The sequence below is a fragment of the Blautia sp. SF-50 genome, assembly GCF_900101315.1.
Taxonomy (GTDB): Bacteria; Bacillota; Clostridia; order Lachnospirales; family Lachnospiraceae; genus Blautia_A; species Blautia_A fusiformis.
On record NZ_FMUW01000018.1, the window covers coordinates 43,560 to 70,270 of the forward strand.

General features: G+C 46.9%; 22 protein-coding genes. 19 read left to right on the forward strand and 3 right to left on the reverse strand.

Features of this window, described 5'->3' with window-relative positions:
* Nucleotides 1-30 precede the first annotated feature (30 nt).
* Nucleotides 31-1,530 carry a glycerol kinase GlpK gene (gene glpK / locus BLP57_RS11835; protein WP_022426947.1) on the forward strand — a complete coding sequence of 500 codons (1,500 nt, stop codon included), beginning with the start codon at nucleotides 31-33 and terminating at the stop codon, nucleotides 1,528-1,530.
* Nucleotides 1,531-1,655: 125 nt separating this feature from the next.
* On the opposite strand, the gene BLP57_RS11840 is transcribed toward glpK, so the two are convergent.
* A complete protein-coding gene (locus BLP57_RS11840; protein WP_015527442.1) occupies nucleotides 1,656-2,063 on the reverse strand; it encodes a DUF6465 family protein in 408 nt (135 codons plus the stop codon).
* Nucleotides 2,064-2,234: 171 nt separating this feature from the next.
* Here BLP57_RS11840 and holA point away from each other — a divergent pair, with 171 nt between their 5' ends.
* Nucleotides 2,235-3,230, forward strand: a complete 996-nt coding sequence (gene holA, locus BLP57_RS11845) for a DNA polymerase III subunit delta (protein WP_092071951.1) — start codon at nucleotides 2,235-2,237, stop codon at nucleotides 3,228-3,230.
* Nucleotides 3,231-3,233: 3 nt separating this feature from the next.
* On the opposite strand, the gene BLP57_RS11850 is transcribed toward holA, so the two are convergent.
* Together BLP57_RS11850 and rpsT are read right to left on the reverse strand one after the other, a co-directional pair.
* The gene (locus tag BLP57_RS11850) at nucleotides 3,234-3,806 is read right to left on the reverse strand and encodes a M48 family metallopeptidase (RefSeq protein WP_175442982.1); all 573 of its coding nucleotides are present in this window, start codon (nucleotides 3,804-3,806) and stop codon (nucleotides 3,234-3,236) included.
* A 132-nt stretch (nucleotides 3,807-3,938) separates the two neighbouring features.
* Nucleotides 3,939-4,202 carry a 30S ribosomal protein S20 gene (rpsT, locus tag BLP57_RS11855; protein ID WP_022426951.1) on the reverse strand — a complete coding sequence of 88 codons (264 nt, stop codon included), beginning with the start codon at nucleotides 4,200-4,202 and terminating at the stop codon, nucleotides 3,939-3,941.
* A 292-nt stretch (nucleotides 4,203-4,494) separates the two neighbouring features.
* Here rpsT and gpr point away from each other — a divergent pair, with 292 nt between their 5' ends.
* The 17 genes from gpr to BLP57_RS11935 all read left to right on the forward strand — a co-directional run bounded on the left by gpr (nucleotide 4,495) and on the right by BLP57_RS11935 (nucleotide 26,380).
* A complete protein-coding gene (gene gpr / locus BLP57_RS11860; RefSeq protein WP_092071954.1) occupies nucleotides 4,495-5,424 on the forward strand; it encodes a GPR endopeptidase in 930 nt (309 codons plus the stop codon).
* A gap of 23 nt (nucleotides 5,425-5,447) precedes the next feature.
* On the forward strand, nucleotides 5,448-6,818 hold the full coding sequence (locus BLP57_RS11865) for a stage II sporulation protein P (protein ID WP_237972249.1): 1,371 nt from the start codon (nucleotides 5,448-5,450) through the stop codon (nucleotides 6,816-6,818).
* A gap of 82 nt (nucleotides 6,819-6,900) precedes the next feature.
* The gene (lepA, locus tag BLP57_RS11870; RefSeq protein WP_021651884.1) at nucleotides 6,901-8,709 is read left to right on the forward strand and encodes a translation elongation factor 4; all 1,809 of its coding nucleotides are present in this window, start codon (nucleotides 6,901-6,903) and stop codon (nucleotides 8,707-8,709) included.
* A gap of 11 nt (nucleotides 8,710-8,720) precedes the next feature.
* Nucleotides 8,721-9,107 carry a hypothetical protein gene (locus BLP57_RS11875; RefSeq protein WP_021651885.1) on the forward strand — a complete coding sequence of 129 codons (387 nt, stop codon included), beginning with the start codon at nucleotides 8,721-8,723 and terminating at the stop codon, nucleotides 9,105-9,107.
* The gene (gene hemW, locus BLP57_RS11880; protein WP_092071958.1) at nucleotides 9,097-10,233 is read left to right on the forward strand and encodes a radical SAM family heme chaperone HemW; all 1,137 of its coding nucleotides are present in this window, start codon (nucleotides 9,097-9,099) and stop codon (nucleotides 10,231-10,233) included. Before BLP57_RS11875 ends, hemW begins: the two co-directional genes overlap by 11 nt.
* 154 nt (nucleotides 10,234-10,387) lie before the next feature.
* Complete coding sequence (uvrA, locus tag BLP57_RS11885; protein WP_092071961.1) at nucleotides 10,388-13,237, forward strand: excinuclease ABC subunit UvrA; 2,850 nt, start codon at nucleotides 10,388-10,390, stop codon at nucleotides 13,235-13,237.
* A 133-nt stretch (nucleotides 13,238-13,370) separates the two neighbouring features.
* Complete coding sequence (locus tag BLP57_RS11890) at nucleotides 13,371-14,354, forward strand: rod shape-determining protein (RefSeq protein ID WP_022426956.1); 984 nt, start codon at nucleotides 13,371-13,373, stop codon at nucleotides 14,352-14,354.
* Between the two features lie 6 nt (nucleotides 14,355-14,360).
* Nucleotides 14,361-14,483, forward strand: coding sequence for a hypothetical protein (locus BLP57_RS18465; protein WP_255363781.1), 123 nt, complete (start codon nucleotides 14,361-14,363; stop codon nucleotides 14,481-14,483).
* Nucleotides 14,480-16,753, forward strand: coding sequence for an SF1B family DNA helicase RecD2 (recD2, locus tag BLP57_RS11895; protein WP_092071987.1), 2,274 nt, complete (start codon nucleotides 14,480-14,482; stop codon nucleotides 16,751-16,753). The genes BLP57_RS18465 and recD2 overlap by 4 nt, the downstream gene beginning before the upstream one ends.
* Before the next feature lie 26 nt (nucleotides 16,754-16,779).
* Nucleotides 16,780-17,457: a ComF family protein gene (locus BLP57_RS11900; protein ID WP_092071990.1), complete on the forward strand. Its 678-nt coding sequence runs from the start codon at nucleotides 16,780-16,782 to the stop codon at nucleotides 17,455-17,457.
* 147 nt (nucleotides 17,458-17,604) lie between these two features.
* Nucleotides 17,605-18,039 carry a hypothetical protein gene (locus BLP57_RS11905; RefSeq protein WP_015527429.1) on the forward strand — a complete coding sequence of 145 codons (435 nt, stop codon included), beginning with the start codon at nucleotides 17,605-17,607 and terminating at the stop codon, nucleotides 18,037-18,039.
* Nucleotides 18,036-19,145, forward strand: a complete 1,110-nt coding sequence (locus tag BLP57_RS11910) for a hypothetical protein (protein ID WP_092071964.1) — start codon at nucleotides 18,036-18,038, stop codon at nucleotides 19,143-19,145. Before BLP57_RS11905 ends, BLP57_RS11910 begins: the two co-directional genes overlap by 4 nt.
* A 42-nt stretch (nucleotides 19,146-19,187) precedes the next feature.
* Complete coding sequence (gene cdaA / locus BLP57_RS11915; RefSeq protein ID WP_092071967.1) at nucleotides 19,188-20,072, forward strand: diadenylate cyclase CdaA; 885 nt, start codon at nucleotides 19,188-19,190, stop codon at nucleotides 20,070-20,072.
* The gene (locus BLP57_RS11920) at nucleotides 20,053-21,354 is read left to right on the forward strand and encodes a CdaR family protein (RefSeq protein WP_015527425.1); all 1,302 of its coding nucleotides are present in this window, start codon (nucleotides 20,053-20,055) and stop codon (nucleotides 21,352-21,354) included. The genes cdaA and BLP57_RS11920 overlap by 20 nt, the downstream gene beginning before the upstream one ends.
* Nucleotides 21,355-21,412: 58 nt before the next feature.
* The gene (locus BLP57_RS11925; protein ID WP_015527424.1) at nucleotides 21,413-21,676 is read left to right on the forward strand and encodes an HPr family phosphocarrier protein; all 264 of its coding nucleotides are present in this window, start codon (nucleotides 21,413-21,415) and stop codon (nucleotides 21,674-21,676) included.
* Nucleotides 21,677-21,728: 52 nt separating this feature from the next.
* The gene (locus BLP57_RS11930; protein ID WP_092071969.1) at nucleotides 21,729-24,662 is read left to right on the forward strand and encodes a L,D-transpeptidase family protein; all 2,934 of its coding nucleotides are present in this window, start codon (nucleotides 21,729-21,731) and stop codon (nucleotides 24,660-24,662) included.
* A gap of 170 nt (nucleotides 24,663-24,832) precedes the next feature.
* A complete protein-coding gene (locus BLP57_RS11935) occupies nucleotides 24,833-26,380 on the forward strand; it encodes a GH25 family lysozyme (RefSeq protein WP_092071972.1) in 1,548 nt (515 codons plus the stop codon).
* Nucleotides 26,381-26,711: the final 331 nt, after the last annotated feature.

The window sequence follows — 26,711 nt, forward strand, 5'->3', positions numbered from 1 at the left end:
CAGCCAAGAAATGTATTGGAGGATTTTTATATGGCAAAATATGTTATGGCGCTGGATTCGGGAACGACCAGTAACCGCTGTATTCTTTTTGATGAAAGCGGAAGGATCCGCAGTGTGGCGCAGAAGGAGTTTATCCAGCATTTTCCAAAACCAGGATGGGTAGAGCATGATGCAGGTGAGATCTGGTCCACACAGCTTTCTGTTGCCAGAGAGGCTATGAACCAGATTGAGGCAACGGCAGAAGATATTGCAGCAATCGGTATCACCAATCAGAGAGAGACTACTATTGTCTGGGATAAGAATACGGGACAGCCGGTTTATCATGCCATCGTATGGCAGTGCAGAAGAACTTCAGAATACTGCGACAGTCTGAAAGCAAAGGGACTGGAAGAAAAATTCCGTCAGAAAACAGGACTTGTTATTGATGCGTATTTTTCTGCCACCAAGGTAAAATGGATCCTGGATAATGTGGAGGGTGCCCGCGAAAGAGCAGAGAAGGGAGAGCTTCTGTTTGGTACCGTGGAGACCTGGCTGATCTGGAAGCTGACCAAGGGAGCTGTTCATGTAACAGATTATTCCAATGCATCCAGAACGATGATGTTCAACATCAATACACTGGAGTGGGATGATGAGATCCTGGAAGAGCTTGATATTCCGAAATGCATGCTCCCGCAGGTAAAAGAGTCCAGTGAGATTTATGGTGAGACAGATCCATCCTTTTTCGGTGGAAGGATCCCGGTAGCCGGTGCTGCCGGGGACCAGCAGGCGGCGCTGTTCGGACAGGCCTGCTTTGAGAAAGGTGAAACCAAGAATACATATGGAACCGGTGGCTTTCTTTTGATGAATGCAGGAGATAAACCGGTATTTTCCAATAACGGGCTGGTTACAACCATCGGATGGGGACTTAACGGAGAGATCACTTATGTTCTGGAGGGATCCGTATTTGTGGCTGGTGCTGCGATCCAGTGGCTTCGTGATGAGCTTCATCTGGTGGATTCCGCATCGGATACCGAGTATTTTGCGGGAAAGGTACCGGATGCAAACGGCTGCTACGTCGTGCCTGCGTTTACGGGACTTGGAGCTCCCTACTGGGATCAGTATGCCCGCGGCACGATCGTGGGGCTGACCCGTGGTGTAAATAAGTATCATATTGTGCGTGCGACTTTGGAATCCCTTGCATATCAGGTCAATGATGTGCTGGAGGTTATGAAGGAAGATGCAGGAAGTGACCTTGCAGTTCTTCGTGTAGACGGCGGAGCAAGTGCAAACAACCTTCTTCTGCAGATCCAGGCCAATATCAGTAATGTGGCTGTAGAACGTCCGGAATGTATTGAGACAACTGCTCTTGGTGCCGCATATCTGGCAGGTCTTGCTGTGGGATTCTGGGAAAGCAAGGAGGCAGTACTGGAAAGCCGTGATGTGGAACGTATTTTCCGCACGGAGATCGATGACGAGAAGCGAAATGCCATGGTAAAAGGCTGGAGAGCTGCAGTAGGCTGCTCCAGAGACTGGATCAAAAAGATCCAGTAAAAGATAAAAAAGAAAAGTCATGCAGCGGGACCGGATGAAAATGTCCTGTGCATGGCTTTTTTGCGTTTCCGGAATGTCACAGACAGACCGGCATATAAGCGATCGCGGAACAGATCCGCCGGAGCTTACAGAGTGGTCAGATCGATCCTGTAATCGTCGGAACCCTCTCCGTCAGCAGTGTAGTAAGCTGCTCTTTCTTCTGCATTTACATAGATGTGGAGCTCTTTGCCTTTCAGGCCCTTTGCTTCTGCATCTTTCTTAACAGCTGCCTCAAGGTCGGCAACTGTGATGGATGTCTCAAAAATTTCAAGTGTGATGCCGCTGATCTTATGATTTTTTACAGTGTTCTTAACTTCTTCTACTACTTCTGGTGCCTTGGCTGCTACAGTCTCTGTTGCCTTTTTGACTGCTTTAACGGTTTTTTCAGCTGCAGGTGTTTTTTCAATCTTTTCTACAGTTGATTTCACGGTAGCTTTGGCCTTGGTGGTTGCGCTCTTCAGGTTGCTTGTTCTGCTGTTTCTTCTTTTTTCCATAATGGAACACTCCCTTCCACATATTTCGCTGACAGAACGGATCTGCCGGAATATGTACCTGTTTACAGTAGCATGAATCCGGTGGAAAGTCAAATTTTTGCTTGGGTGTTGCATTTCCGGCAGTTGTCGTATAAACTGGATTACAGAGAAAATCAGACAGGGGTACAGAGATTGAAGAATATTCAGGAAGATATTAAAACAGGAAAATTTAAGCAGGCATATCTCCTTTACGGTGAGGAAGCCTATCTGAAACAACAATATAAAAGAAATCTGGTGAAGGCTCTGAACCCGGACGATGATACCATGAATTTTACCAGATATGAGGGGAAGGGGATCGATGTCCGGGAGCTTTTGAGTCTTTGTGATACCATGCCATTTTTTGCAGAGCGAAGAGTAGTCCTTCTTGAGGATACGGGATTCTTTAAGAACAAATGTGAGGAACTGGCAGATTATATGAAAGCTCTGCCGGATTATCTGTATCTGGTGTTCTGCGAGTCTGAAGTAGATAAAAGAAGCCGTATGTACAAGGCGGTAAAAGCCTGCGGCAGCATCGGGGAATTTAAACAGCAGGATGAAAAGACTCTTATGCGGTGGGCAGCAGGGATCCTTGGAAAAAATGGCCGCAGGATCACCCAGAGAGATGTGGAGCTTCTGCTGACCATGACGGGAACAGATATGGGAAATATAAGGATGGAGCTGGAAAAGTTGATCTCCTATACGGTCGGAAGAGATATTGTGACGGCTGCAGATATCCAGGCTGTCTGTACCACGCAGACAACCAATAAGATCTTTGATATGGTGCGTGCGGTGACGGAGAAGAACCAGAAGCGGGCCCTGAATCTGTACTATGACCTTCTGACTCTTCGGGAGCCGCCGATGCGGATATTGTTTCTTTTGGCGAAACAGTTTCGTCAGATCTGCCTGACCAAGAAAATGTCACAGGAGGGTCTTTCTCAAACCGAGATCGCTTCCAAACTGGGAGTACCCTCTTTTGTTGTGCGGAACCTGGCATCCTGTGCCAGATCCTACACTGTGGAAGAGCTGGAGAATGCTGTGCGGGATTTTGTGGATGCGGAAGAGGCGGTAAAGACAGGTACACTTGGAGATGTGCTCAGCGTGGAGCTTCTGATCGTGAAGTACAGCTCGGCGAGAGCAGTGAGAGCCTGAGTTTTACGGAGACGGGTTCTGCCACAGGGTCGCTCCGTTGTCCCTGAGCCATTTTTCGCAGGCTTTATACTCCGGCATCACAGATGCCACCACTGCATAAAAGGCAGGGGAATGATTCATTTCTTTTCTGTGGGAAAGTTCGTGTACTACAACATAATCCAGGACTTTTTCCGGGGCGAAGATCAGCCGCCAGTTGAAATTCAGGTTTCCTTCGCTGGTGCAGCTTCCCCAGCGGGTTTTTTGTTCCCGGATCGTGATACGGCCGTAGGTTACGCCCATTTTTCTGGCGTAGACTGCGGTTTTTCTTTTGAATATTTTTCTGGCGGATTCCATATAATAACTGCGGCGGAATTCCGAAAGAGGCGGGTTTTCAGCCTGGGGCTGTACCGGCTCAGTGGCAGCGTGTGAGAGATGCTCCAGGATCCAGCCTTCTTTCTGGGAGAGAAAACGATGGATGGTGGAATCTGGCATTGTGTGTGGAGCGCGGACAGTCACCTGACCGGAAACGCTGACCTGGATTGCCAGGGTTTTCCGGCTGCTGCGGATAATGCGGTAGGGAAAGGGATGGGATATCATAAAAAACTCCTTTTGGTCAATGCAGAAATCTATATACAAAACAGAAATCTATATACAAAAAAGACAGTCGCTGACGGTTCGACTGTCTTTCCTTTTACTTATAAGCTTATAACTAAAATATTCCGTGGTCTATTACGCAATGCTGTTGACAGCTTTGGAAAGACGGGAAATCTTTCTGGCGCAGTTATTTTTGTGATAAACGCCCTTGGATGTAGCTTTGCTGATTGTGGAGATTGCGTCCTTAAGAGCAACCTCTGCAGCTGCCTTATCCTTATTCTCAACTGCTGTCTCAACTTTCTTGATGGAAGTCTTAACTGCAGAACGGATTGCTTTGTTTCTTGCAGCCTTAGTGCTGTTAACTAAGATTCTCTTCTTTGCGGATTTAATGTTAGCCAATTCGTACACCTCCGATTCCTTAAAAATATAATATTAAATTACATTCACAGGAACAGACACGGGCGCTCCTATGAAACATGCTTATATATATTATTATACGTGCACAGGAATGTCAAGATGTTTTTCGCAAAAATTCCAAAAAAATATGCAAAAAATACCAGATGCTGTGGGGAAAAGGTAAAAAGATACATATTTATGGCAAAAGGGGAAATAGTAAAAGGGAAAACACCGGAAAAGCTGCAGGCAGCAGCGAAAAAGTCTTTGCAATCTTACAGAAAAAGAGGATGAGAGTATGGCTGGAAGGAGCAGAATCAGAACAGACCTGGCACTGGAAGCAACGGAACGATTTCAGGAGGAAAATGTAGAAGTACATGGAGTAGAGATCAGGGAAAGATACGATGAGGAAAAGGATGTTCGGACTACCGTAGTGCGGATCACAACGGAAAACGGAGCCAGGACCATGGGAAAACCACAGGGAACCTATATTACCATTGAGGCACCAGATCTTTCCGTTCCGGATGAGGATTATCACAGGGAGATCTCGGAAGAGGTGGCACATCATTTGAGGGAGCTGATCGATCTCGGACGGCAGCAGTCGATCCTAGTGGTAGGCCTTGGAAATCAGGAGATCACTGCGGATTCCCTTGGCCCCCGTGCAGTTTCCAATCTTCATATGACAAGGCATGTGATCCGGGAATATGGGCTGAAGAGCAATGAACATATGAAAATGCATCAGATCAGCGGGATCGTTCCGGGTGTGATGGCACAGACCGGAATGGAAACTCTGGAAATTGTTCGGGGTGTTGTTTCGGAGACAAAGCCGGATTTGGTGATCGCCGTAGATGCGCTGGCGGCCAGAAGTACGACAAGACTTAACCGGACGATCCAGATCACGGATACCGGGATTAGTCCGGGCTCCGGCGTGGGGAATCACAGGGAAGGCCTGAATGAAGAAAATCTTTCGGTCCGTGTGATCGGGATCGGTGTTCCGACTGTGGTGGATGCGGCTACTATTGTCCATGATTCCATGGCAGAGCTTCTGGAGGCACTGGAGGAGGATGAGCAGAAGGAATTTCTGGAAGAAATGATCTCGCCGAAGCTTTACACCATGTTTGTAACACCAAAGGATGTGGATGAAACGGTACGATATTTAAGCTTTACCATTTCCGAGGGACTGAATCTGGCTTTTTCCGATAGTCTAATCGAAGAGGACAGGTCATAAAATACCATAAGAGGTGATCGTGGGTGACGAATATCCAGAGGGCTTTCTGCGTGGTTTTGAGCCTGATCTTCCTGGGTGTGGTGGCTGTCCTTCCGGGAGATTTTTTCAGGCATGGTGAGATCTACAGACAGCTGCCGCTGTATTGCTTTCTGGAAAAGAAAGCTCTGCAGAAGGAAAATGGCAGAGACCGGGAAACAGAGATGCTTTTGCAGGAAAAAAACGCAGAGCATCTGGGTGAAGAAGTGGAAGCAGAGAACCGAAAAGAGCAGGAGACGCTGCTGATGGCCGAGGCGGAAGAAGTGGAGAAGAAAGAAGCCCTTCAGAAGAAAGAAGAGCTTCAAAAGAAAAAAGAAATCCAAAAGAAAGAAGCGGAAGAGGCAGAAATGGCAGGGGAAAAATCCTCTGCCGGCAAAAAAAATGAAAAGGAGACTGTTAAGGGAAATACAGAACAGGAAGTTGCTGAGCCAGAAATTACAGAGCCAGGAGGTTCAGAACAGGAAGCTACGGAGCCGGGGGACACAGAACCGGAGACTCCTCCGTCAGAGGAGAACCAATCCGGTGAAAATACTGCGAAGGAACAGGAGACTGTGGCACTGCCACATCCGCAGATTGACTTGTCTCAGGCGAAACTGGCAGATTTTGACTATGTGATGAATCAGTTTTTTATATTGGATTCCAATACGGAAACGAATGCGCAGCAGATCAGTGCGCCCCGTTTTCTGAAGGAGGATCTGTCCGTTAAAAAGGATTCATCGGTACCCCAGATCCTGATCTATCATACCCATTCCCAGGAGGCTTTTGCAGATTCAAGAGAAGGACAGACTGAGGACACCATCGTAGGAGTGGGAGATCATCTTACTGAACTTCTGGAAAAAACATATGGATACCAGGTCATTCATATAACAGATGCCTTTGATATGATGGGAGGAACACTGGACAGGAGCAAGGCTTATGATTATGCCAGGGCATCCATAGAAAAAGTGTTGGAAGAAAATCCCACCATTGAAGTTGTGATCGACCTTCACAGAGATGGTGTGCCGGATGAGCGTCATCTGGTAACGCAGGTGAATGGAAAACCTACTGCTCAGCTGCTTTTTTATAATGGATTAAGCTATACAGTCAGTCAGGGGGCAGTGAGTTATCTGCCCAATCCTTACATAGAAGAGAATCTGGCATTTTCCTTTCAGCTAGAATATCAGGCGGCACAGTATTACCCCGATCTTTACCGGGGGATCTATCTGGCAGGTCTTCGCTATAATCTACATCTTAAGCCACGGGCCCTGCTTCTGGAGGCCGGAGCACAGACAAATACCGTGGAGGAAGTCCGAAATGCCATGGAACCATTTGCAGATATCTTAAACAGAGTTCTGAAAGGCAGTGACAAAGAAGGCTGAAATATGATATGATAAAGAGCAGTATGGAAAAATATGCGTTCTGAACGCTTTATACGAGAGAAATTTAAGGAGGACTTCCTGAATGATAGACCAGAGTAAAATTCGGAATTTTTGTATCATTGCACATATCGACCATGGCAAGTCAACACTTGCGGACCGTATCATCGAGATGACGGGACTTCTTACCGAGAGGGAAATGCAGGCCCAGGTTCTGGATAACATGGACCTTGAGAGAGAACGAGGAATCACCATCAAATCCCAGGCGGTTCGTATTGTATACAAAGCCAAGGACGGAAATGAGTATATTTTTAACCTGATCGATACCCCGGGACATGTGGACTTTAACTATGAAGTTTCCCGAAGCCTTGCTGCCTGTGACGGAGCGATCCTTGTTGTGGATGCAGCACAGGGAATCGAAGCTCAGACACTTGCCAATGTATATATGGCACTGGACCATGATCTGGATGTGGTTCCGGTGATCAACAAGATCGACCTTCCAAGTGCGGATCCGGAGCGTGTTATCAATGAGATCGAGGATGTGATCGGAATCGAAGCGCAGGATGCACCGCAGATCTCCGCAAAAACAGGACTGAATGTAGACCAGGTCCTGGAGCAGATCGTCAATAAGGTCCCGGCGCCGGCGGGGGATGTGGATGCACCTCTGAAGGCTCTGATCTTCGACTCTGTTTATGACCCTTATAAGGGTGTTATCGTATTTTGCAGAGTGAAGGACGGACGTGTGAAAAAGGGCACGAGGATCCATATGATGGCGACCGGATTCACCACGGAGGTTGTGGAGGTTGGATATTTTGGAGCGGGTCAGTTTATCCCATGTGACGAGCTGACAGCAGGTATGGTCGGATATATCACAGCCAGCATCAAGAATGTCCGTGATACCCGCGTGGGTGACACGGTAACGGATGCGGACAACCCCTGTGCAGAGGCGCTTCCGGGATATAAGAAGGTAAACCCTATGGTTTATTGTGGCCTTTATCCGGCAGATGGTGCCAAGTACGGCGATCTCCGTGACGCACTGGAGAAGCTTCAGCTCAACGATGCTTCCCTTTATTATGAACCGGAGACATCGGTCGCCCTTGGATTTGGTTTCCGCTGCGGCTTCCTGGGACTTCTTCATCTGGAGATCATCCAGGAGCGTCTGGAGAGAGAGTATAACCTGGATCTTGTAACTACAGCACCGAGTGTTATCTATAAGGTCTATAAAACCAATGGTGAGATCATCGAGCTGACCAATCCCACCAACCTTCCGGATCCTTCAGAGATCGAATACATGGAAGAGCCTATGGTGAAGGCGGAGATCATGGTAACCACAGAGTTCATTGGTGCGATCATGGATCTCTGCCAGGAGAGACGTGGTCAGTATGAAGGCATGGAATATATGGAAGAAACCCGTGCACTCCTGAAATACAGACTGCCGCTGAACGAGATCATTTATGATTTCTTTGATGCACTGAAGTCACGTTCCAGAGGTTATGCATCCCTGGATTACGAACTGGACGGATATGAGAGAAGTGAGCTTGTGAAGCTGGATATCCTTGTGAATAAAGAAGAAGTGGATGCTCTTTCCTTTATCGTGCATGCAGATACTGCTTACGAGCGCGGAAGAAAGATGTGTGAGAAGCTGAAAGACGAGATCCCTAGACAGCTCTTTGAGATCCCGATCCAGGCAGCTATCGGAAGCAAGGTTATTGCCAGAGAGACGGTAAGAGCCATGCGTAAAGACGTACTTGCCAAGTGTTACGGTGGAGATATCTCCCGTAAGAAGAAGCTTCTGGAAAAACAGAAGGAAGGTAAGAAACGTATGCGTCAGGTAGGTAACGTGGAGATCCCGCAGAAGGCATTTATGAGTGTCCTGAAGCTGGATGATAAATAGGAGATGACTTTTTGAAAAAAAATATAAAAAAACTGTTTCTGGCAGCAGGACTTCTGGCTATAACAGGAGCTCTGCTTACCGGATGTGGTTCAAAGAAGAAAAATGCAGAAGAGGAAAGTGTGATCAAAATCAGTACAGCGCCGGAACCGACTGCCACTCCTGATCCGAAAACCGTAGATCCGGATGCAGTGACGAGCAATGGAAATCTGACAATGGTCAATGAGTACCTGGCAGAAAACGGCAGCGAGGCACTGGGGATCGATGGCGTGACACCGACACCGGCTGCTTCAGACGGAAGTACGGATAATGCGGATAGTGCCGGTGAAGATACAAGCTCTGATGAGGATAATGATACATCAGGTAGTGGTGGAGAGGAAGGAGCCATGGATGGAGAATGAGGTGAAAGAACCGCTGGAGCTCTATATCCATATTCCGTTTTGTGTAAAAAAATGCGATTACTGTGATTTCCTTTCCGGACCTGCCGGAAAAGAGAGACAGCAGGAATATTTCCAGGCTCTGGAAAGGGAGATCGCTGCTGTTCCGGATTTTTCGGACAGGGAGATCACCACAGTTTTTATCGGCGGAGGAACACCTTCCGTGCCGGATCCGTCTCTTGTTGGAGAGATGCTGGATCAGATCAGAAATAAGTTTTTTGTGGCCCCGGATGCTGAGATCACCATCGAAGCAAATCCGGGGACTTTATATAAAGAAAAACTTCAAATATATCTGGAACACGGGATCAACCGGCTGAGTCTGGGGCTTCAGTCCCCGCAGAATCGGGAATTAAAGATCCTTGGAAGGATCCATACGTGGGAAGAGTTTCAGGAGAGCTTTTTTATGGCAAGGGATGCAGGCTTTTCCAACATCAATATCGATCTGATGAGTGCCATTCCGGAACAGACCTATGCAGACTGGGAAAAAAATCTCCGCACGGTGGCAGGGCTTTCGCCGGAACATATTTCCGCCTACAGTCTGATCATTGAGGAAGGCACTCCTTTCGGGGAGAGAAAGCTGAAATTGCCGGATGAGGATACAGAGTATCGTATGTATGAGAATACGGCAGGAATCCTGGAGGAATATGGGTTTCATCAGTACGAGATCTCCAATTATGCGAAAGGTGGACGGGAATGCCGTCATAATAAGGGATACTGGCAGAGGATCGATTATCTGGGACTGGGACTTGGGGCGTCTTCACTTCTGGAGCATATGCGTTTTTCCAATACTGCGGATATGAAGGAATATATTGGAAACAGTGCGTTTCCGGATAAGATCCGCCAGAATATGGAAAGCCTTACAGAGGTAGATGAGATGGCTGAGTTTATGTTTCTGGGGCTTCGGATGACAGAGGGCGTTTCAATGGAAGCGTTTGCGGAATATTTCGGAAAAAATATGGAAAACGTTTACGGAGAGGTCCTGAAAAAACATCTGGAGATCGGAATGCTGGAACAAAAAGGAGACAGGATATATCTTTCGAGAAAGGGAATCCATGTGAGCAATGGAGTGATGGCGGATTTTCTGCTGTAGAAAAATTTGTCGATTTTTTCACCTTGACGAACGGATGTTCTGGCAGTATACTGATAAAAAATCAGAAGTTTTACAGCGGAATAAGAGAGGTAGATTCTGCTGTTGAGAAGAATACCGGAGTATTTTTTATGACCGGACAGAGTAGGAGGCTTTCATGTCAGCAGAAGCAAACGATAAGAAGCGTTTTATCAGGATACGCGGAGCCAATGAGAATAATCTTAAGAATTTTAGCGTCGATATTCCCAGAGACCAGTTTGTGGTACTTACCGGACTCAGCGGCTCCGGTAAGTCATCTCTTGCATTTGATACCATTTATGCAGAGGGACAGAGACGTTATATGGAGTCACTTTCTTCCTATGCGAGGCAGTTCCTGGGACAGATGGAGAAACCGGATGTGGAGAGTATCGAGGGCCTTCCGCCGGCAATCTCCATTGATCAGAAGTCAACGAACCGGAATCCCCGTTCTACAGTAGGTACGGTAACGGAGATCTACGATTATTTCCGACTTCTGTATGCCCGTGTGGGAATCCCGCACTGTCCCAAATGTGGAAGGGAAATCCGCAAACAGACGGTAGATCAGATGGTGGATCAGATCATGACGCTTCCGGAACGCCAGAAGATCCAGCTTCTTGCACCGGTAGTGCGGGGCCGCAAGGGAACCCATGTTAAACTTCTGGATCAGGCCAGAAGAAGCGGATATGTGAGAGTGCAGATCGACGGAAATCTCTATGAGCTTTCTGAGGAGATCAAGCTGGATAAGAATATCAAACATAACATTGAGATCGTTGTGGATCGACTTATTGTGAAACCGGGAATAGAGAAGCGTCTTTCCGATTCCATTGAAACCGTGCTGGATCTGGCGGATGGTCTGCTGGTAGTAGACACTATGGACGGGAAGCTTCTGAATTTCAGTCAGAGTTTTTCCTGTCCGGATTGCGGCATCAGCATTGATGAGATCGAACCCAGGAGCTTTTCTTTTAATAATCCGTTTGGTGCCTGCCCGCAGTGTCTGGGTCTTGGATATAAGATGGAATTTGATATCGATCTGATGATCCCGGATAAGAAGCTGAGTATCAATGAAGGAGCTATCGCTGTTCTCGGATGGCAGTCCTGTACCACGCAGGGAAGCTTTTCCAGAGCGATCCTGGATGCCCTGGCAAGGGAATATGAATTTTCTCTGGATACACCTTTCTGTGAGTATCCGAAGAAAGTCCAGGATATCCTCATCCATGGTACCGGCGGTCATTCTGTGAAGGTTTATTATAAAGGACAGCGGGGAGAGGGCGTTTACGATGTGGCGTTCCCGGGACTGATCCGCAATGTGGAGCAGAGATACCGTGAAACCGGTTCCGAGGCCATGAAGCAGGAATACGAGAGCTTTATGCGGATTACTCCGTGCACCACATGTAAGGGACAGAGGCTGAAGAAGGAGTCACTGGCAGTGACCGTGGCGGATAAGAATATTTATGAAGTGACCAATATGCCGGTACAGAAGCTGCAGGGCTTTCTCCGCGATCTGAAGCTTTCAAAGCAGCAGGAGCTTATTGGAAGACAGATCCTGAAGGAAATCCGCGCCAGGGTTGGATTTCTGGCAGAGGTTGGCCTGGAGTATCTTTCACTTGGAAGAGCTACCGGAACCCTTTCCGGCGGAGAAGCTCAGAGGATCCGTCTTGCCACACAGATCGGATCCGGGCTTGTGGGGGTTGCATATATCCTGGATGAGCCGAGTATCGGGCTTCACCAGAGAGATAATGACAAGCTTCTGGGGGCACTGATGCGTCTCCGTGATCTTGGCAACAGTCTGATCGTGGTGGAGCATGATGAAGATACCATGCGTGCGGCAGACTGTGTCATCGATATCGGCCCCGGAGCCGGAGAACATGGCGGACAACTGGTCGCAATGGGGACAGCTGATGATCTGATGAAAAATGAGCAGTCTGTGACAGGAGCTTATTTAAGCGGAAGGCTGAAGATCCCGGTACCGGAAGTAAGGAAGAAACCAACCGGATTTCTTCATATAAAGGGTGCGGCAGAGAACAACCTGAAGCATATCGACGTAGATATTCCTCTGGGAGTGATGACCTGTATCACAGGTGTTTCTGGCTCCGGTAAGAGCTCTCTGATCAATGAAATCTTGTACAAGAGACTTGCCAGAGACCTGAACCGTGCCAGAGTGATCCCCGGGAAACATGATGACATCCTGGGTATCGATCAGCTGGATAAGGTGATCAATATCGACCAGTCCCCGATCGGAAGAACTCCCCGTTCCAATCCTGCCACATATACCGGAGTTTTTGACCAGATCCGTGATCTTTTTGCAGCTACCGCAGATGCCAAGGCAAAGGGCTACAAGAAAGGCCGTTTCAGTTTTAATGTCAAGGGCGGACGGTGCGAGGCCTGCAGCGGTGACGGAATCATCAAGATCGAGATGCATTTTCTTCCGGATGTATATGTGCCTTGCGAAGTCTGCAAGGGCAAACGCTACAATCGTGAGACTCTGGAAGTGAAGTATAAGGGCAAGAGCATTTATGATGTATTGAATATGACTGTGGAAGAAGCACTGACATTTTTTGAGAATGTACCGTCGATCCGGAGAAAGATCGAGACCCTGTATGATGTAGGACTTTCATATATCCGTCTGGGACAGCCCTCCACCACTCTTTCCGGAGGAGAAGCACAGCGTATCAAGCTTGCCACAGAACTCAGCAAGCGTAGTACCGGAAAGACGATCTATATCCTGGATGAGCCTACCACAGGACTGCACTTTGCGGATGTCCACAAGCTGATCGAGATCCTGCGCCGTCTGTCTGAAGGAGGAAACACCGTTGTGGTCATTGAGCACAATCTGGATGTGATCAAGACGGCGGATCATATTATTGATATCGGACCGGAAGGCGGTGACAGAGGCGGAACGGTAATTGCCAGAGGAACTCCGGAGGAAGTAGCAGAGAATCCGGTTTCCTACACCGGTAAATATGTGAAAAAATATCTGGAACAGAAATAACCGGTAAAAGTTCTTTTCAATTTCTGTGGTTTTGTATATAATGAAGTGCGGGAACGTTCCGGCACAGACTGGAACAGAATAAGTCAGAAATGCGTCAGCATACAGAATGCGTATGACGCAGGCGGGAGGATTTATGCCGGCAAAGGATATTGGAATCGATCTGGGAACCAGAAACAGTCTGGTGTTTTCCACAGGCAAGGGAATCGTTTTAAGAGAGCCCTCTGTGGTTGTTTATGATAAAGATACAGAGAAGATCAGAGCAATCGGTGAGGAAGCCAGACAGATGGCAAGCCATCTGACTTCCAATATGGAAGTGATCTGGCCAATCCGAAGAGGTGTGATCGTAGATTATAATGTAATGGAAAAGATGCTGAAATATTTTATTTCACAGGCTATGGGACGGAGAGCGTTCCGGAAGCCGAGAGTCAGCATCAGTGTTCCGAGCGGGATCACGGAGATTGAGCGTAAAGCAATTGAGGAAGCTGCCTATCAGTCAGGAGCCAGGGAAGTTTTTCTTGTGGACGAGCCTATCGCTGCTGCTATCGGGGCAGGTGTAGACATTACCAAGCCATTTGGCAATCTGATCGTGGACATCGGTGCAGGGACCACGGATGTTGCGGTCGTATCCGTAGGAGGTGTGGTTGTTTCCGCATCTGTGAAGGTTGCAGGAGATAATTTTGATCATGCGATCATGAATTATGTACGTGAGAAGCACAGCCTCTTTATCGGGGAGGATGCAGCGGAGAATATCAAGATCAAGATCGGAACAGCCAGTGAAGAAGCGGATCTTCGCACGATGGAGGTCAAGGGCAGAAATATCATCACAGGACTTCCGAAGGTGGCAACACTGACTTCTGAGGAGATCCGGACCGCTTTGCGGGAAACGACCGGACAGATCGTAGAGACAGTCCATGGCGTTCTTGAGAAAACACCGCCGGAGCTGGCGGCAGATATCATGGACAGAGGAATCGTTCTTACAGGCGGAGGTGCCATGCTGCATGGAATGGATGCATTGATCGAGCAGAAAACAGGAGTCAGCACACTGACGGTACAGGATGCAATGCTTGTAGTGGCTGCAGGAACAGGAAAATATGCGGAAATCATGTCAAGGATGTAAACCGTTATGAGTCGTCTGGACGGCACAGGAGCAGAGAAGAGACTGCCGAAGGAAACTCATACAGATAAGGCGCTGCAGCTGCAGTGCCTTTTGCTGTTATCAGAGGTTTACAGATGGAGAAGAAAATGAGTGAGACAGTTACAGGATATATAGATCATGTGATCTTCCGGAATGAAGATAATGGATATACGGTCATGGTACTGAAAGGGATGGAAGAGGAACAGGAACTGACCTGTGTGGGAACATTTCCTGCGATCACCCAGGGGGCTGCCATTGAAGCTTCCGGAAATTATACAACACACCCGGTGTATGGTAAACAGTTTCAGATAGCCTCCTACGTGGAAAAAATGCCGGAGGATGCACTGGCCATGGAACGTTATCTGGGTTCCGGCGCGATCAAGGGGATCGGTGCGGCACTGGCAGCCAGGATCGTACGTCGTTTCGGCGATGATACCATGCGTATTGTGGAGGAAGAACCGGAGCGGTTGGCTGAGATCAAGGGAATCAGCGAAAAAAAGGCCATGGAGATCGCAGAACAGATGACGGAGAAAGCAGATATGCGCCGCGCTATGATCTTTCTCCAGAAATACGGGATATCGCTGAATCTTGGCGCAAAGATCTATCAGAAATATGGGCAGACTGTATATGGAGTCCTGCAGGAGAATCCGTATCGCCTTGCAGAGGATATCAGTGGTGTGGGATTCCGTATCGCAGATGAGATCGCTTCCCGGATCGGGATCCATACAGATTCAGATTACAGGATAAGAAGCGGAATGTTGTATACTCTCCTACAGGCTTCAGGAGAAGGCCATATCTATCTCCCGAAGGAGGAACTTTTTTCCAGGGCATCCGGACTTTTGGGAGTAGATTCCTCCTATATGGAAAAACATCTCATGGATATGGTAGTAGACCGGAAACTGATCCTGAAAGAAACAGAAGACGGTGCAGTTGTCTATCCCACACGATATTATTATCTTGAGCTGAATTCAGCCAGAATGCTCTGTGAGCTGAACATCCTCTGCCCGGAAGATGAGGAGATGATGGCGAAACGGATCAACAGGATCGAAAAGGAGACAGGAACCCGGTTAGATGAAATGCAGAAACAGGCAGTGGCGGCAGCTGCCAGTCATGGTCTGTTCATTCTGACCGGTGGGCCGGGAACCGGAAAGACTACAACGATCAATGCGATTATCCGTTATTTTGAAGAGGAAGGCGCTGAGCTGCGGCTTGCAGCTCCCACCGGCCGTGCAGCCAAGCGAATGACAGAGGCTACAGGATACGAGGCTCAGACGATCCACAGACTTCTGGAGCTGAACGGGATGCCGGAGGAAGAGCAGGAAGGCCGTGCAGTTCATTTTGACAGGAATTCGGAGAATCCGCTGGAAGCGGATGTGATCATCATTGATGAGATGTCCATGGTAGATATCGCACTGATGCATTCATTGCTTCTTGCAGTGACAGCAGGGACCAGACTGATCCTGGTAGGTGATGAAAATCAGCTTCCCAGCGTAGGCCCTGGAAATGTTCTGAGGGATATTATCCGCAGCGGCTGTTTTTCGGTAGTAGAGTTGAAAAAGATTTTCCGCCAGGCATCTGAAAGTGATATTGTGGTGAATGCACATAAGATCAACCGGGGCGAGCAGGTGACCATCAATAACAAGAGCCGGGATTTCTTTTTTCTGAAAAGATATGATGCGGACATCATTATCCGTGTGGTGATCGCACTGATCCAGGAGAAGCTTCCGCGTTATGTAGATGCAAAGCCCTATGAGATCCAGGTGCTCACTCCTATGCGTAAGGGACTTTTAGGTGTGGAGCGGCTGAACCAGATCCTTCAGAGATATCTGAACCCGCCGGATGAAAAGAAAAAGGAGAAAGAGATCGGACAGCGTCTTTTCCGTGAAGGGGATAAGGTGATGCAGGTGAAGAATAATTACCAGCTGGAGTGGGAAATCCTTGGACGATACAAGATTCCTGTGGATAAAGGTGTGGGCGTGTTTAACGGAGATACCGGTATTATGACGGAGATCAATGAATTTGCGGAAACGGCCACCGTGGAATTTGAGGATGGCAGACAGGCAGAATATTCCTTCAAACAGCTTGAGGAACTGGAACTTGCCTATGCAGTGACCATACATAAGTCCCAGGGCTCAGAATATCCGGCAGTGATCCTTCCGATCCTTTCCGGACCAAGGATGCTGATGAATCGGAATCTTCTGTATACAGCAGTGACCAGAGCCAGAAAATGTGTTACCGTAGTAGGCAGCGAGACCACTTTTGCGGAGATGATCCGTAATGAAAAACAGCAGCAGAGATACAGCTCTTTGGACAGACGGATCCGGGAGCTGGATGAATCTGAACAGAAAGAGAGCGCCATCGGGGAGAAAGGACTTTCTTGAAAAAAACAGCAGATTTTTTACTGGACATGCTTTACCCGAAAAAATGCCCGCTGTGTCATCAGATACTGAAAGAAAAAGACCGGCTGATTTGCCCGGAGTGTTCCGGAAAGGTCAGGCCTATATCCGGTCCCAGGTGTATGAAATGCGGAAGACCGGTAAAAATGGAAGAGGAATACTGTGAAGATTGCCGCAAGGGTGCCCATCATTTTACGGAGGGCAGAAGTATTTTCTGGTACGGAGAGGTCTGGAGACAGTCTCTGGTACGATTTAAGTATTACGGATGTCGGGAATATGGGGATTTTTATGCAAAGGCAATGAGCGTCTTCGGAAAAAAATATCTGGAACGGTGGAAGCCTGATCTGATCGTTCCCGTTCCTCTGCATCCCAGAAAAAAAAGGATGAGAGGTTTTAACCAGGCAGCATATCTGGCAGAAAGGCTCAGTGTTCTTACAGGGATCCCATGGAATGGGCATCTGGTAAAGAAGATACGAAGCACAAGATCTCAGAAAAAACTTAATGCCATACAGAGGCGTCAGAACCTGAAAAATGCATATCAGGTAACCGAAAAGATCCCCGGTTTTTCTGTACTTGTGGTGGATGATGTATACACAACAGGAAGTACGGCAGATGCCATGGCAATGTGTCTTCTTGAGGCCGGTGCAGAGAAAGTTTATTTTCTGACAATATGCGCAGGAAGGGCATGAAACAGCCGAAAAAACACTTTTCATAGGTATGGAACTATGCTACAATAAATTTGATTGCAGTTAAACAGTATAACTGTATGGAAAGCGTAATGCAGATCATATATCGGGGATTTTCCTGATAAAGAAAGCTTATGAGGAGTTATTTTTATGGTAAATGAAGAAAAAGTGAAGATCATGAACCGTCTGGCCATGTATGAGCATGGAGAAGGCAGGAAGTATCTTCCGGTGAGCAGATATTATCGAAGTGATTATATTGGACTTGCACTGATCAGAAACTTTTTTCTGGTAACGATCGGATATATATTGGGACTTGCAGGTGTTGCCGCATATTTCAGCGAATATCTTATGGATAATGTGAATAAGATTAATCTGGTCGAGGTTGGAATCTATATCATCGTCGGTTATCTGATCGTGCTTGTTGTATATTCGATACTGACCTACATCCAGTATTCTGTGAAATATTTCCGGGCAAAAAAAAGTGTCAGGGAATATTATCAGGATCTTACAAGACTGGAAAAAATCTACGGGCGGGAGGAAAAAAGAAATCCGGTCCGGAGAAATGCAGGAGGACATAGAAAATGACAGCTTTACTTGAGATCAAACAGAATATCAAAAGATTTTACGGACAATATGAAGTATATATACTGCCGGTCCTGAAGTTTGTTCTGGCATTTGCCTATTTTCTCTGGATCAACAGCAATATGGGCTACATGAAACAGCTGGATAATATTTTTGTTGTCCTGATCCTGGCGCTTGTATGTTCGATCCTTCCGGTTTCCGTGATGATGTTTATGGGATTTGCGTTGATGATCGGGCACTGTTATGCAGTCGGGATCGAAACGGCAGGATTTATGCTGCTTCTTATTCTGTTTATGCTGATCCTGTTCCTAAGATTCAGCAGGTCACAGAATCTTGCAATGATCCTTACACCACTTTCCTTCGGATTTGGTGTTCCTGCACTTATGCCGATCGGAGCAGGCCTGCTGGGCAGTGCATTGTCAGCGCTTCCGGCCGGATGCGGTGTTGTGATCTATTATTTTATACGGTTTGTACATGCACAGTCGGCGGCACTCAGTGATCCTGCCGCAGAGATCACAGAAAAACTGAAGCTGATCTCTGACGGACTTGTCCACAACTGGGCAATGTGGATCACGGTGATCGCGTTTGTGGTAGTGATCCTGTTTGTGAACCTTCTGAGAACACGGGCGTTTGATTATGCATGGAGGATCGCTGTCATTGCCGGCGGCGTGATCTATATCCTGGTTATCCTTGCCGGAGATTTCTGCATTAGTATTACGGTAGCCATGGTGCCGATGATCCTGTCCACAGTGATTTCCGTACTGGCAGGATTTGTTCTGGAGTTCTTTGTTTTTGGCGGAGATTACAGCAGAACAGAACGTCTGGAATATGAGGATGATGAGTACTATTACTACGTAAAAGCCGTTCCGAAGGCAACGGTCGCCACTTCTGAGAGAAGCATCAAAAAGATCAATGCGGAGCCGGTAAAAGAAGAAAAAAAAGAAGACAATGTTGTGTCTTTCAGTGATGATGTATTTCCTGAGAAGAACGAAATGCATACAGTAAAGATGCCGGATATGTTTTCCGAAAATACAGTAAGTGAGAAACCGCAGGGATTGGACAAGATCGATTTCGAAAAACAGCTGGAGGAATCGCTGAAGGATCTTTAAACAGGAACGATTGGAATAGCTCAGGAAGAAAGGAGGAGACTTATGCAGAATGTGCTGACAGTTGTGGCCGGATATCTGGGGAAGATTTCCCTTCCGGGATTTGGCGTGATAGATATCATTGAGATCGGACTGATTTCCTTTTTTGTATATCAGTTTATGGCATGGATCAAATTTACACGTGCATATACCCTTCTGAAGGGCATTTTGATCGTCCTTGGATTTATCCTGGTCGCATATATCTTCAAAATGAATACGATCCTCTGGATCTTCCGGAACCTGGCTAATGTGCTGGTGATCGGTGTGATCGTAATCTTTCAGCCGGAGCTGAGGAAGGCGCTGGAGCAGCTGGGACAGAAGAAGTTTGTTTCCAACATTATTCCCTTTGATTCCGGCAGGGAAGTGCAGGAGCGTTTCAATGACAAGACTATCAACGAACTGGTAAAGGCCTGTTTTGATATGGGTGAAGTTAAGACCGGAGCACTGATCGTGATCGAGGAAGAGATCCGGCTTGACGAATATGTGAGAACCGGTATCAATATTGACGGTATCCTTACCAGTCAGCTGCTGATCAATATTTTTGAGCATAAAACACCTCTTCATGACGGAGCGGTGATCGTACGTGGGAACCGTGTGGTAGCAGCAACCTGCTATCTGCCTCTTTCAGATAATATGGAACTGAGCAAACAGCTGGGAACAAGACACAGAGCAGGTGTGGGTATCAGCGAAGCTACGGATTCTCTTACGATCATTGTTTCGGAAGAGACAGGACAGGTTTCAGTGGCCAGAGGCGGAGAACTGTCCAGAGGGCTTAACAGCAAGCAGCTTCGTGAAATACTTGTTTCTGCTCAGAATAAGAAGGTTGTTGACAATGGTAAGCTGAGAAATCTGCTGAAAGGGAGAGTGAAACATGAAGAAAAATCTGACTAAGAACATCCCTTTGAAGATCATGTCGATTATTGTGGGAATCCTGGTGTGGCTGATCGTAGTAAATGTTGATGACCCTATCATTACGAAAGGCTTTGTGATCTCAGATGTGCAGATCATCAACGAAGCTTATGTGGATCAGCTGGGTGAGATGGTCATGCAGGATGACCGTGAAAATTCAGTACGTGTTTATATTACAGGTGATCGGAAGACAGTCAACCGTCTCACCTCAAGTGATATTAAGGCAGTTGCGGATCTGCAGCAGGCCCAGTCTACCGATACAGATCCTGTAATGATTCCCATTACAGCGACCTGCTCCGGGATACTGCCGGAAAACATTAGTGTATCACCGCAGAATCTGAGTGTCCATCTGGAAAAAAAGGTGACCAAAGAATTTGCGATCAATGTTACCAGTGATGACAGCAAGCCGGCACAGGGGCTGGAGATTGCTTCGCTCACCGCAAATCCGGAAAAAGTCCGTATTACAGGACCGGAATCTCTGGTTGGTAAAATAGATAGTGTGAGTGTGGATGTAAGTTCAAAACTTGACGGGATCGATCAGGATACGATGATCACGGACGCAGAACTGACTATCACAGATAAGAATCAGGACACTCTTTCATCAAATTCCATGAGCTATCTGAAATTTGACAACAATGGAAAAGTCAATGTTACGGCAAAGCTCTGGAAGGTGCGTTCTGATATACGGATCAGTGCGGGATATACAGGGGAACCAGCAGAAGGCTATGTTGTGGATAGCGTCACAACAGTACCGGAGACTTTCAGCGTAGCCGGAAGTGAGGAAGCACTGAACAATCTGAAACTTCAGGGAAATACCATTTATCTAGACAATGAGAATGTGGATATTTCAGGAAAGAGCAATGACGTGGAAAAGAAAGTAAACCTGTCAGAACTTCTTCCGGATGGCCTTAAGCTGACATCCGGATCCAGTACGGACCTCTGGATCACAGTCAATATCCTGCCGGAGGGCAGTAAGATATACAGCTTCCCGACAGAGGATATCAAAGTAAAGGGTCTGCCTGATGATCTGCAGCTGGCATTTGAAGTTGCGGATATTGAACTGAAGGTGCAGGCGGAAGACGGAGATCTTTCCCAATTTGATCTGAAGTCGGTAGGAGCAGCACTTTCCATGGATGACTGGGAGGAGGGCAGCTACGAAGTACCGATCAAAATCAGCCTTCCGGAAGGCTACAAGCTGCTGGAGGATGTAACCGCCGAGATCAAAATCTCCAAGGTTTCCAATGTAGACAGCAGTAGTCAGTAAGTAATCACAGCTTTGGACAAGGCTTGAAGGATAAGTAATATAAAGGGAGACAGCAGCAATGTTAAGTTATAAGGTAACGGTCAGGAACCCGTCAGGGCTTCATCTTCGTCCCGCAGGGCTTTTATGCGGCGAGGCAATAAAATACAAATCGTCCATAACATTTCAGTATGCCGGAGGTACAGCGAATGCCAAAAGTGTTCTGAGTGTTCTGGGTGCATGTGTTAAAAGCGGGGATGAGATCACACTGGTCTGCGAGGGTGAGGATGAACAGGCTGCGATAGATGCGCTTGTGGCTCTTATCGAAGGCGGACTGGGCGAATGATACGTAACAGATACAATAATTATTTACAGCAGCATGATCAGGAGGGATTATTGTGAAGAGAAGAGTTGTGGCAATTTTTCTCAGTCTGACATTATGCATGGGCGGAACTCTGGAAGCCGGCGCTGCGGCTTTGGGAAGTACAGACGTGCAGATGGCAGCAGAGACAGCCGGCAATCCGGCTGAGGATGTATTCAGTGATGAAGCGGAAACGACTGTACAGCAGCCGGAGACAGAAGAGGATCAGACAGGTAGTACTGACAGTACAGACAGTTCAGAAGAAACACCTGTTGCACCGGAGAACCCCGCAGAGACACCGGATGTTATAGAAACACCGGAGATTACAGAGACACCGGAAACTACAGAAGCACCGGAGGCTACAGAAGCACCGGATGCGACAACAGAAGACAGTACAGATCCGGGCGATGATTTCAGTGCAGGTGATGCACAGGAGCTGGATGCACCGTCAGCAGATACCGCAGTACAGAACAAAGTAGAGAACAACAAGGCAGAGGAAACTTCTGCTACCGGAGCATCACTGGTAAACGGTGTAGTCGTTGCCAAGACAAGTGACTGGGTTTCTGCAAACGGTTTTTACAGACTCCGCAAAAAGAAGGTTGCTGCATCTGCAGCCCCAGAGGGAAAAGCTTCTGAGGATCCGGCAGAAAGCAGCGAAGAAGAGCAGAAAACAGTGGACGAAACAGCTGCAGCAGCACAGGAGGTACAGCAGACTGAAGAGTTTCCGGATGGCGTAGCAGAGAGTGAGCAGGCGCAGGTACTCCAGAATGAGCCAGCAGAAGGAGAGCAGGAGACTGCAGCCGAGGAAGGTGCAGCAGAAGAAGTTTCTACAGAGGAAGTATCCGTAGCAGAAGCTTCTGCAGAGACAGCATCCGCAGATGTAGTGTCTGCAGAGGAGACATCCGCAGAGACAGCACCCGCAGAAACAGAGACGGCAGTCGAAACATCAGAGAGCGTAGATAACGCAGAGACTCTTGCCCTGGATGAAGGGAACGCTTCTCAGGGATCAGAAACAGGTTCCATCGAAGATAATTATTTTACTGCGCAGGATGGTCTTCTTAAGATCAATACCAACGGACATGTGGGATATTATCTTTTTAATGAAGACGGATATCTGGTAACCGGCCGCATGACCCGTGAGCCAGGTGCAGCAGGTTATACCGGAACACAGAAGACAGAATGGTATTTCCTCGAAAGTTCCAAGGCTTCCCTGTATTCGGATTCCACCGGAAAAGCGATCACACCGTGGACATCCAATCTTGGCCAGCAGAAGAGAAATTACTGGTTATGGACAGGAACTGCTTTCCGCTATTATAATTCCCAGGGTGATTACAAATCCATAGAGGCTCAGAACCTTGCAGGCAAGATCAAGAAGATCGGAAATGCTTATTATACACTGATGCGTAACGGAAAACCGCGAACAGGAATCCTGAAGCTGACAACCGGTTCCACAACATATCAGTATTACTTCCAGCCGGCATCAAAGGCAGGAGAGATCCCAGGAAAGCTTTTTTATGGCGGATGGACATATGTTTTAAACAGCAAAAATCAGAAACGTTTTATCTATTGTAGTCCGAAGGCTGCCACACGTGGACAGATCATGAAGCATGGTGTTTATGTATCAAAGGTAATGTCCAAGAAATATCTGTATATGTTGAATGCCAGTGGCTATGTTATGACGAATACAATGGCAAAGGCTCAGAATAACGCATATTATGTTACAGACAGAAAGGGACGTGTCATTAAGAAAAAGCTTGTCAAATACAAAGGCAGCAGATACTATTTCGGAGATAATGGTAAGAGAGTTTCCTGGAAGAACTGCTGGCATGGCTGCCCGGGTGCATCCAACAAGATTTATTATTTCGGAAGCACAGCAGGAAAGATCGTTGAAAAATATGGCTGGCAGAAGGTGACCAACGCAAAAGGCCAGTTCTTCGGATGGTTTTACTTTGACAAAAACGGAAACCACTATAAGAGCCAGATGATAACAAACAAGTCCTCCAAAAAGAGCTATTACTTTAATAGCACAGGACAGCTTGCAACAGGAAAAACAAAGATCGGCAAAAAATACTATTTCTTTGCAACATCAGATGCCAATGCGCACAGAGGCTGGATGTACAAGAGAACATTGATCCGTTACCAGAATAAGTGGTATTATGCAGGCGGCAACGGTGTTCTGAAAAAGTCAGGCTGGCAGAAGGTAGGTAAATACTGGTACTATCTGCGGAACTATACCGTTGTGACAAATAAATCCATGAAGCGTGGTTCCGTAAATGGTTATCTGGACAGCCAGGGACGTTTTTCCACCGGCTGGGTGATCGTCAGCGATTACTATGATCAGGTCAAATATATCGATCCGAACAGCGGTTCCAAGTATCTGACCAATACAAGCAGATGGATCGATGGAAAACGGTATTACTTTGATAAGAATGGTTACCGCCGCAATGATGTTTCAAATATTTACGGAGGACCATATTACCTGGAGGTTGATAAGACCAACGGTGTTATGACTGTATACACAAATAGCAGCAAGACCATTCCGGTTAAGACAATCCGTGTTTCTGTAGGTCTCTCCGGAACACCTACATGGGATGGTACATACAGACTGAGCCGTAGTCTGAGATGGCAGCCACTGATGGGACCGTCCTGGGGACAGTACGGAACACATGTTGACGGATGCGGACAGGGAGGAATCTTTATCCATTCTGTAGCTGGCTCGACCAGGAGTGTTTACAATCTTCCGGCAGGTGAGTACCTGAAACTTGGTCAGCCTGCATCTCACGGATGTATCCGTACCTGTGTGGCTGATGCGAAGTGGGTATATGAGAACTGTAACGGTTCTACGATCCACATTTACAGCAGCGGAAAATACGTTAACAATGAAGCCTTCAAGGGACCGTTAGGCCGCAGACCGCTGGCAACCTTCCGTGGAGCCGGAAACTTTGATCCTACAGACCCGGAAGTTCCGTGATCTTTACCGAACAGTACCAGAAAGAAATATATAGAATAACCGAAGACCGATGTTCAGCTGTATGAAGCTGACATCGGTCTTTTTCCATATATGGCTTTACTTTCCATTTTTCCATATGTATAATAAAGTTATGCACAAATTAACAACATACTTTATGGAAGGAAACTAAAATGAAAAACTGGAAGAAATGGCTGGTGGCAGGTTGTATAGCAGCACTGCTGGGAATCGGAACAATGGGAACTACAGCGATGGCCATGGGCGGCGGAGGCGTAGACCGAAGCGAGGCAGTTGCTGAGGAAGAAAAGGTCCCCAGCGGGAAGGCAACACAGGATTCCAGGGCAAGCTCAAAGGCATGGAAGAAGATCAACGGTGTCTGCTATAACGGAAGCGGCCAGAAGCTGGAAGGTGCTGTTACACGTGGGATCGATGTTTCCGAGTGGCAGGATACCATCAGTTGGGGACAGGTCAAAAAATCTAATGTAGATTTTGCCTTTGTTAGGATTTCCTATGGTCTGAACCATCTGGATAAGACATATGATTACAACATGAAACAGGCGGAGAAGGCAGGAGTTCCGACAGGAACCTATGTGTACAGCCTTGCGCTGAATACACAGCAGGCACTGAAGGAAGCACAGCTTGCCATCCGCAAAATGGATGGATATAAAGTATCCTATCCGGTGGTTTATGACATTGAATATGATCAGATGCGTAATCTTTCCGCATCACAGATCGCGGATCTGGCAAAAACCTTCTGCAATGAGGTAAAAAAAGCCGGATATCATCCAATGATCTACTGCAATACAGACTGGTATGACAACAAGCTTGACTGGAGTAAGATGACAGGGTATAATGTATGGCTTGCACGATATGGTGATAGGATCCTGGCTCCTGACAAGAAAAAGTACAAATATACCATCTGGCAGTCCACCGATGGTGACGGCGGCGGATATCTGAATACCACCAAGGGTCTGGTTGCAGGAATCCCGTCTTATTCTACTGTAGATATTGACTTCGGTTATGTTGATTATACAAAGATCATCACACCCAGATGGCATGCACAGACCGGCTACAAAGCATCCACCAGACCGGATACCAGCAACTATAAAGGAAAAACCGGCTGGGCAACAGAGAACGGAAAGAAATTTTATTATGTCAATGGTGTCAAAAAATACGGCTGGGTTCAGGTAAAAAATAAGAAATATTATATCCATAAGACCGCAGGAATGTACCGTTCAAGGCTGATCAGGGATTCCAAGAACATTTCCAGATATGTAGACAAAAATGGAGTCCTTGTGAAAAATACCTGGATCACCTATAAGGAGAAAAAATATTATTTTGACAAAAACGGACATGCATTAAAGGGCATGAAAAAGGTTGGAAAGAACTATTATTATTTTCAGGCCAAATACGGATACATGATGAGACATGTGCGGTACATGAACAGCAGGGATGATGTATATTATTTTGGCGGTGACGGCGTTATGGTCAAAAAGGTATTCTATACATGGAGCGGAAACAATGAAAGCCATACCTATTATTTTGGCTCCAATGGAAAGATGCAGAGAGGCTGGCTCAAACTGGACGGAAAGAGATATTATTTTGATCCGGAAACAGGAATCATGTACAAAAACTGTACCATTGAGAAAAAAGGAAAGAGCTATACATTCGATGAAGATGGTGTATACACAACTGTATCCGCAGCAAATAAGAAAAAATAAAAAAATGGGGCTGTCGCATTAGCAAATATTTTTGCTGGGCGGCAGCCCCTTTTTATGCCAAAATGGCATCGAAATTGATTACCATTTTGATGCCATTCTTTACAAGCGCAGTTCGTCCCTAAGCATCCCTTTCAGCATGCCTTATTTCAAACTGTTTTATTTTCAATTATCAAAATCTATGCCTTTTTTAATGCAAAAAGGTGACTTCCCGTCCTTCCTGTCTGAATCTTACAATGAAGTTTATTGATATTTCGCCCCATCGCTAAAAGGATACTTTCTGCCAAGGCATTTACCTTTCCACGGTACAGATATCTCCGAAAGTTCATGTCTT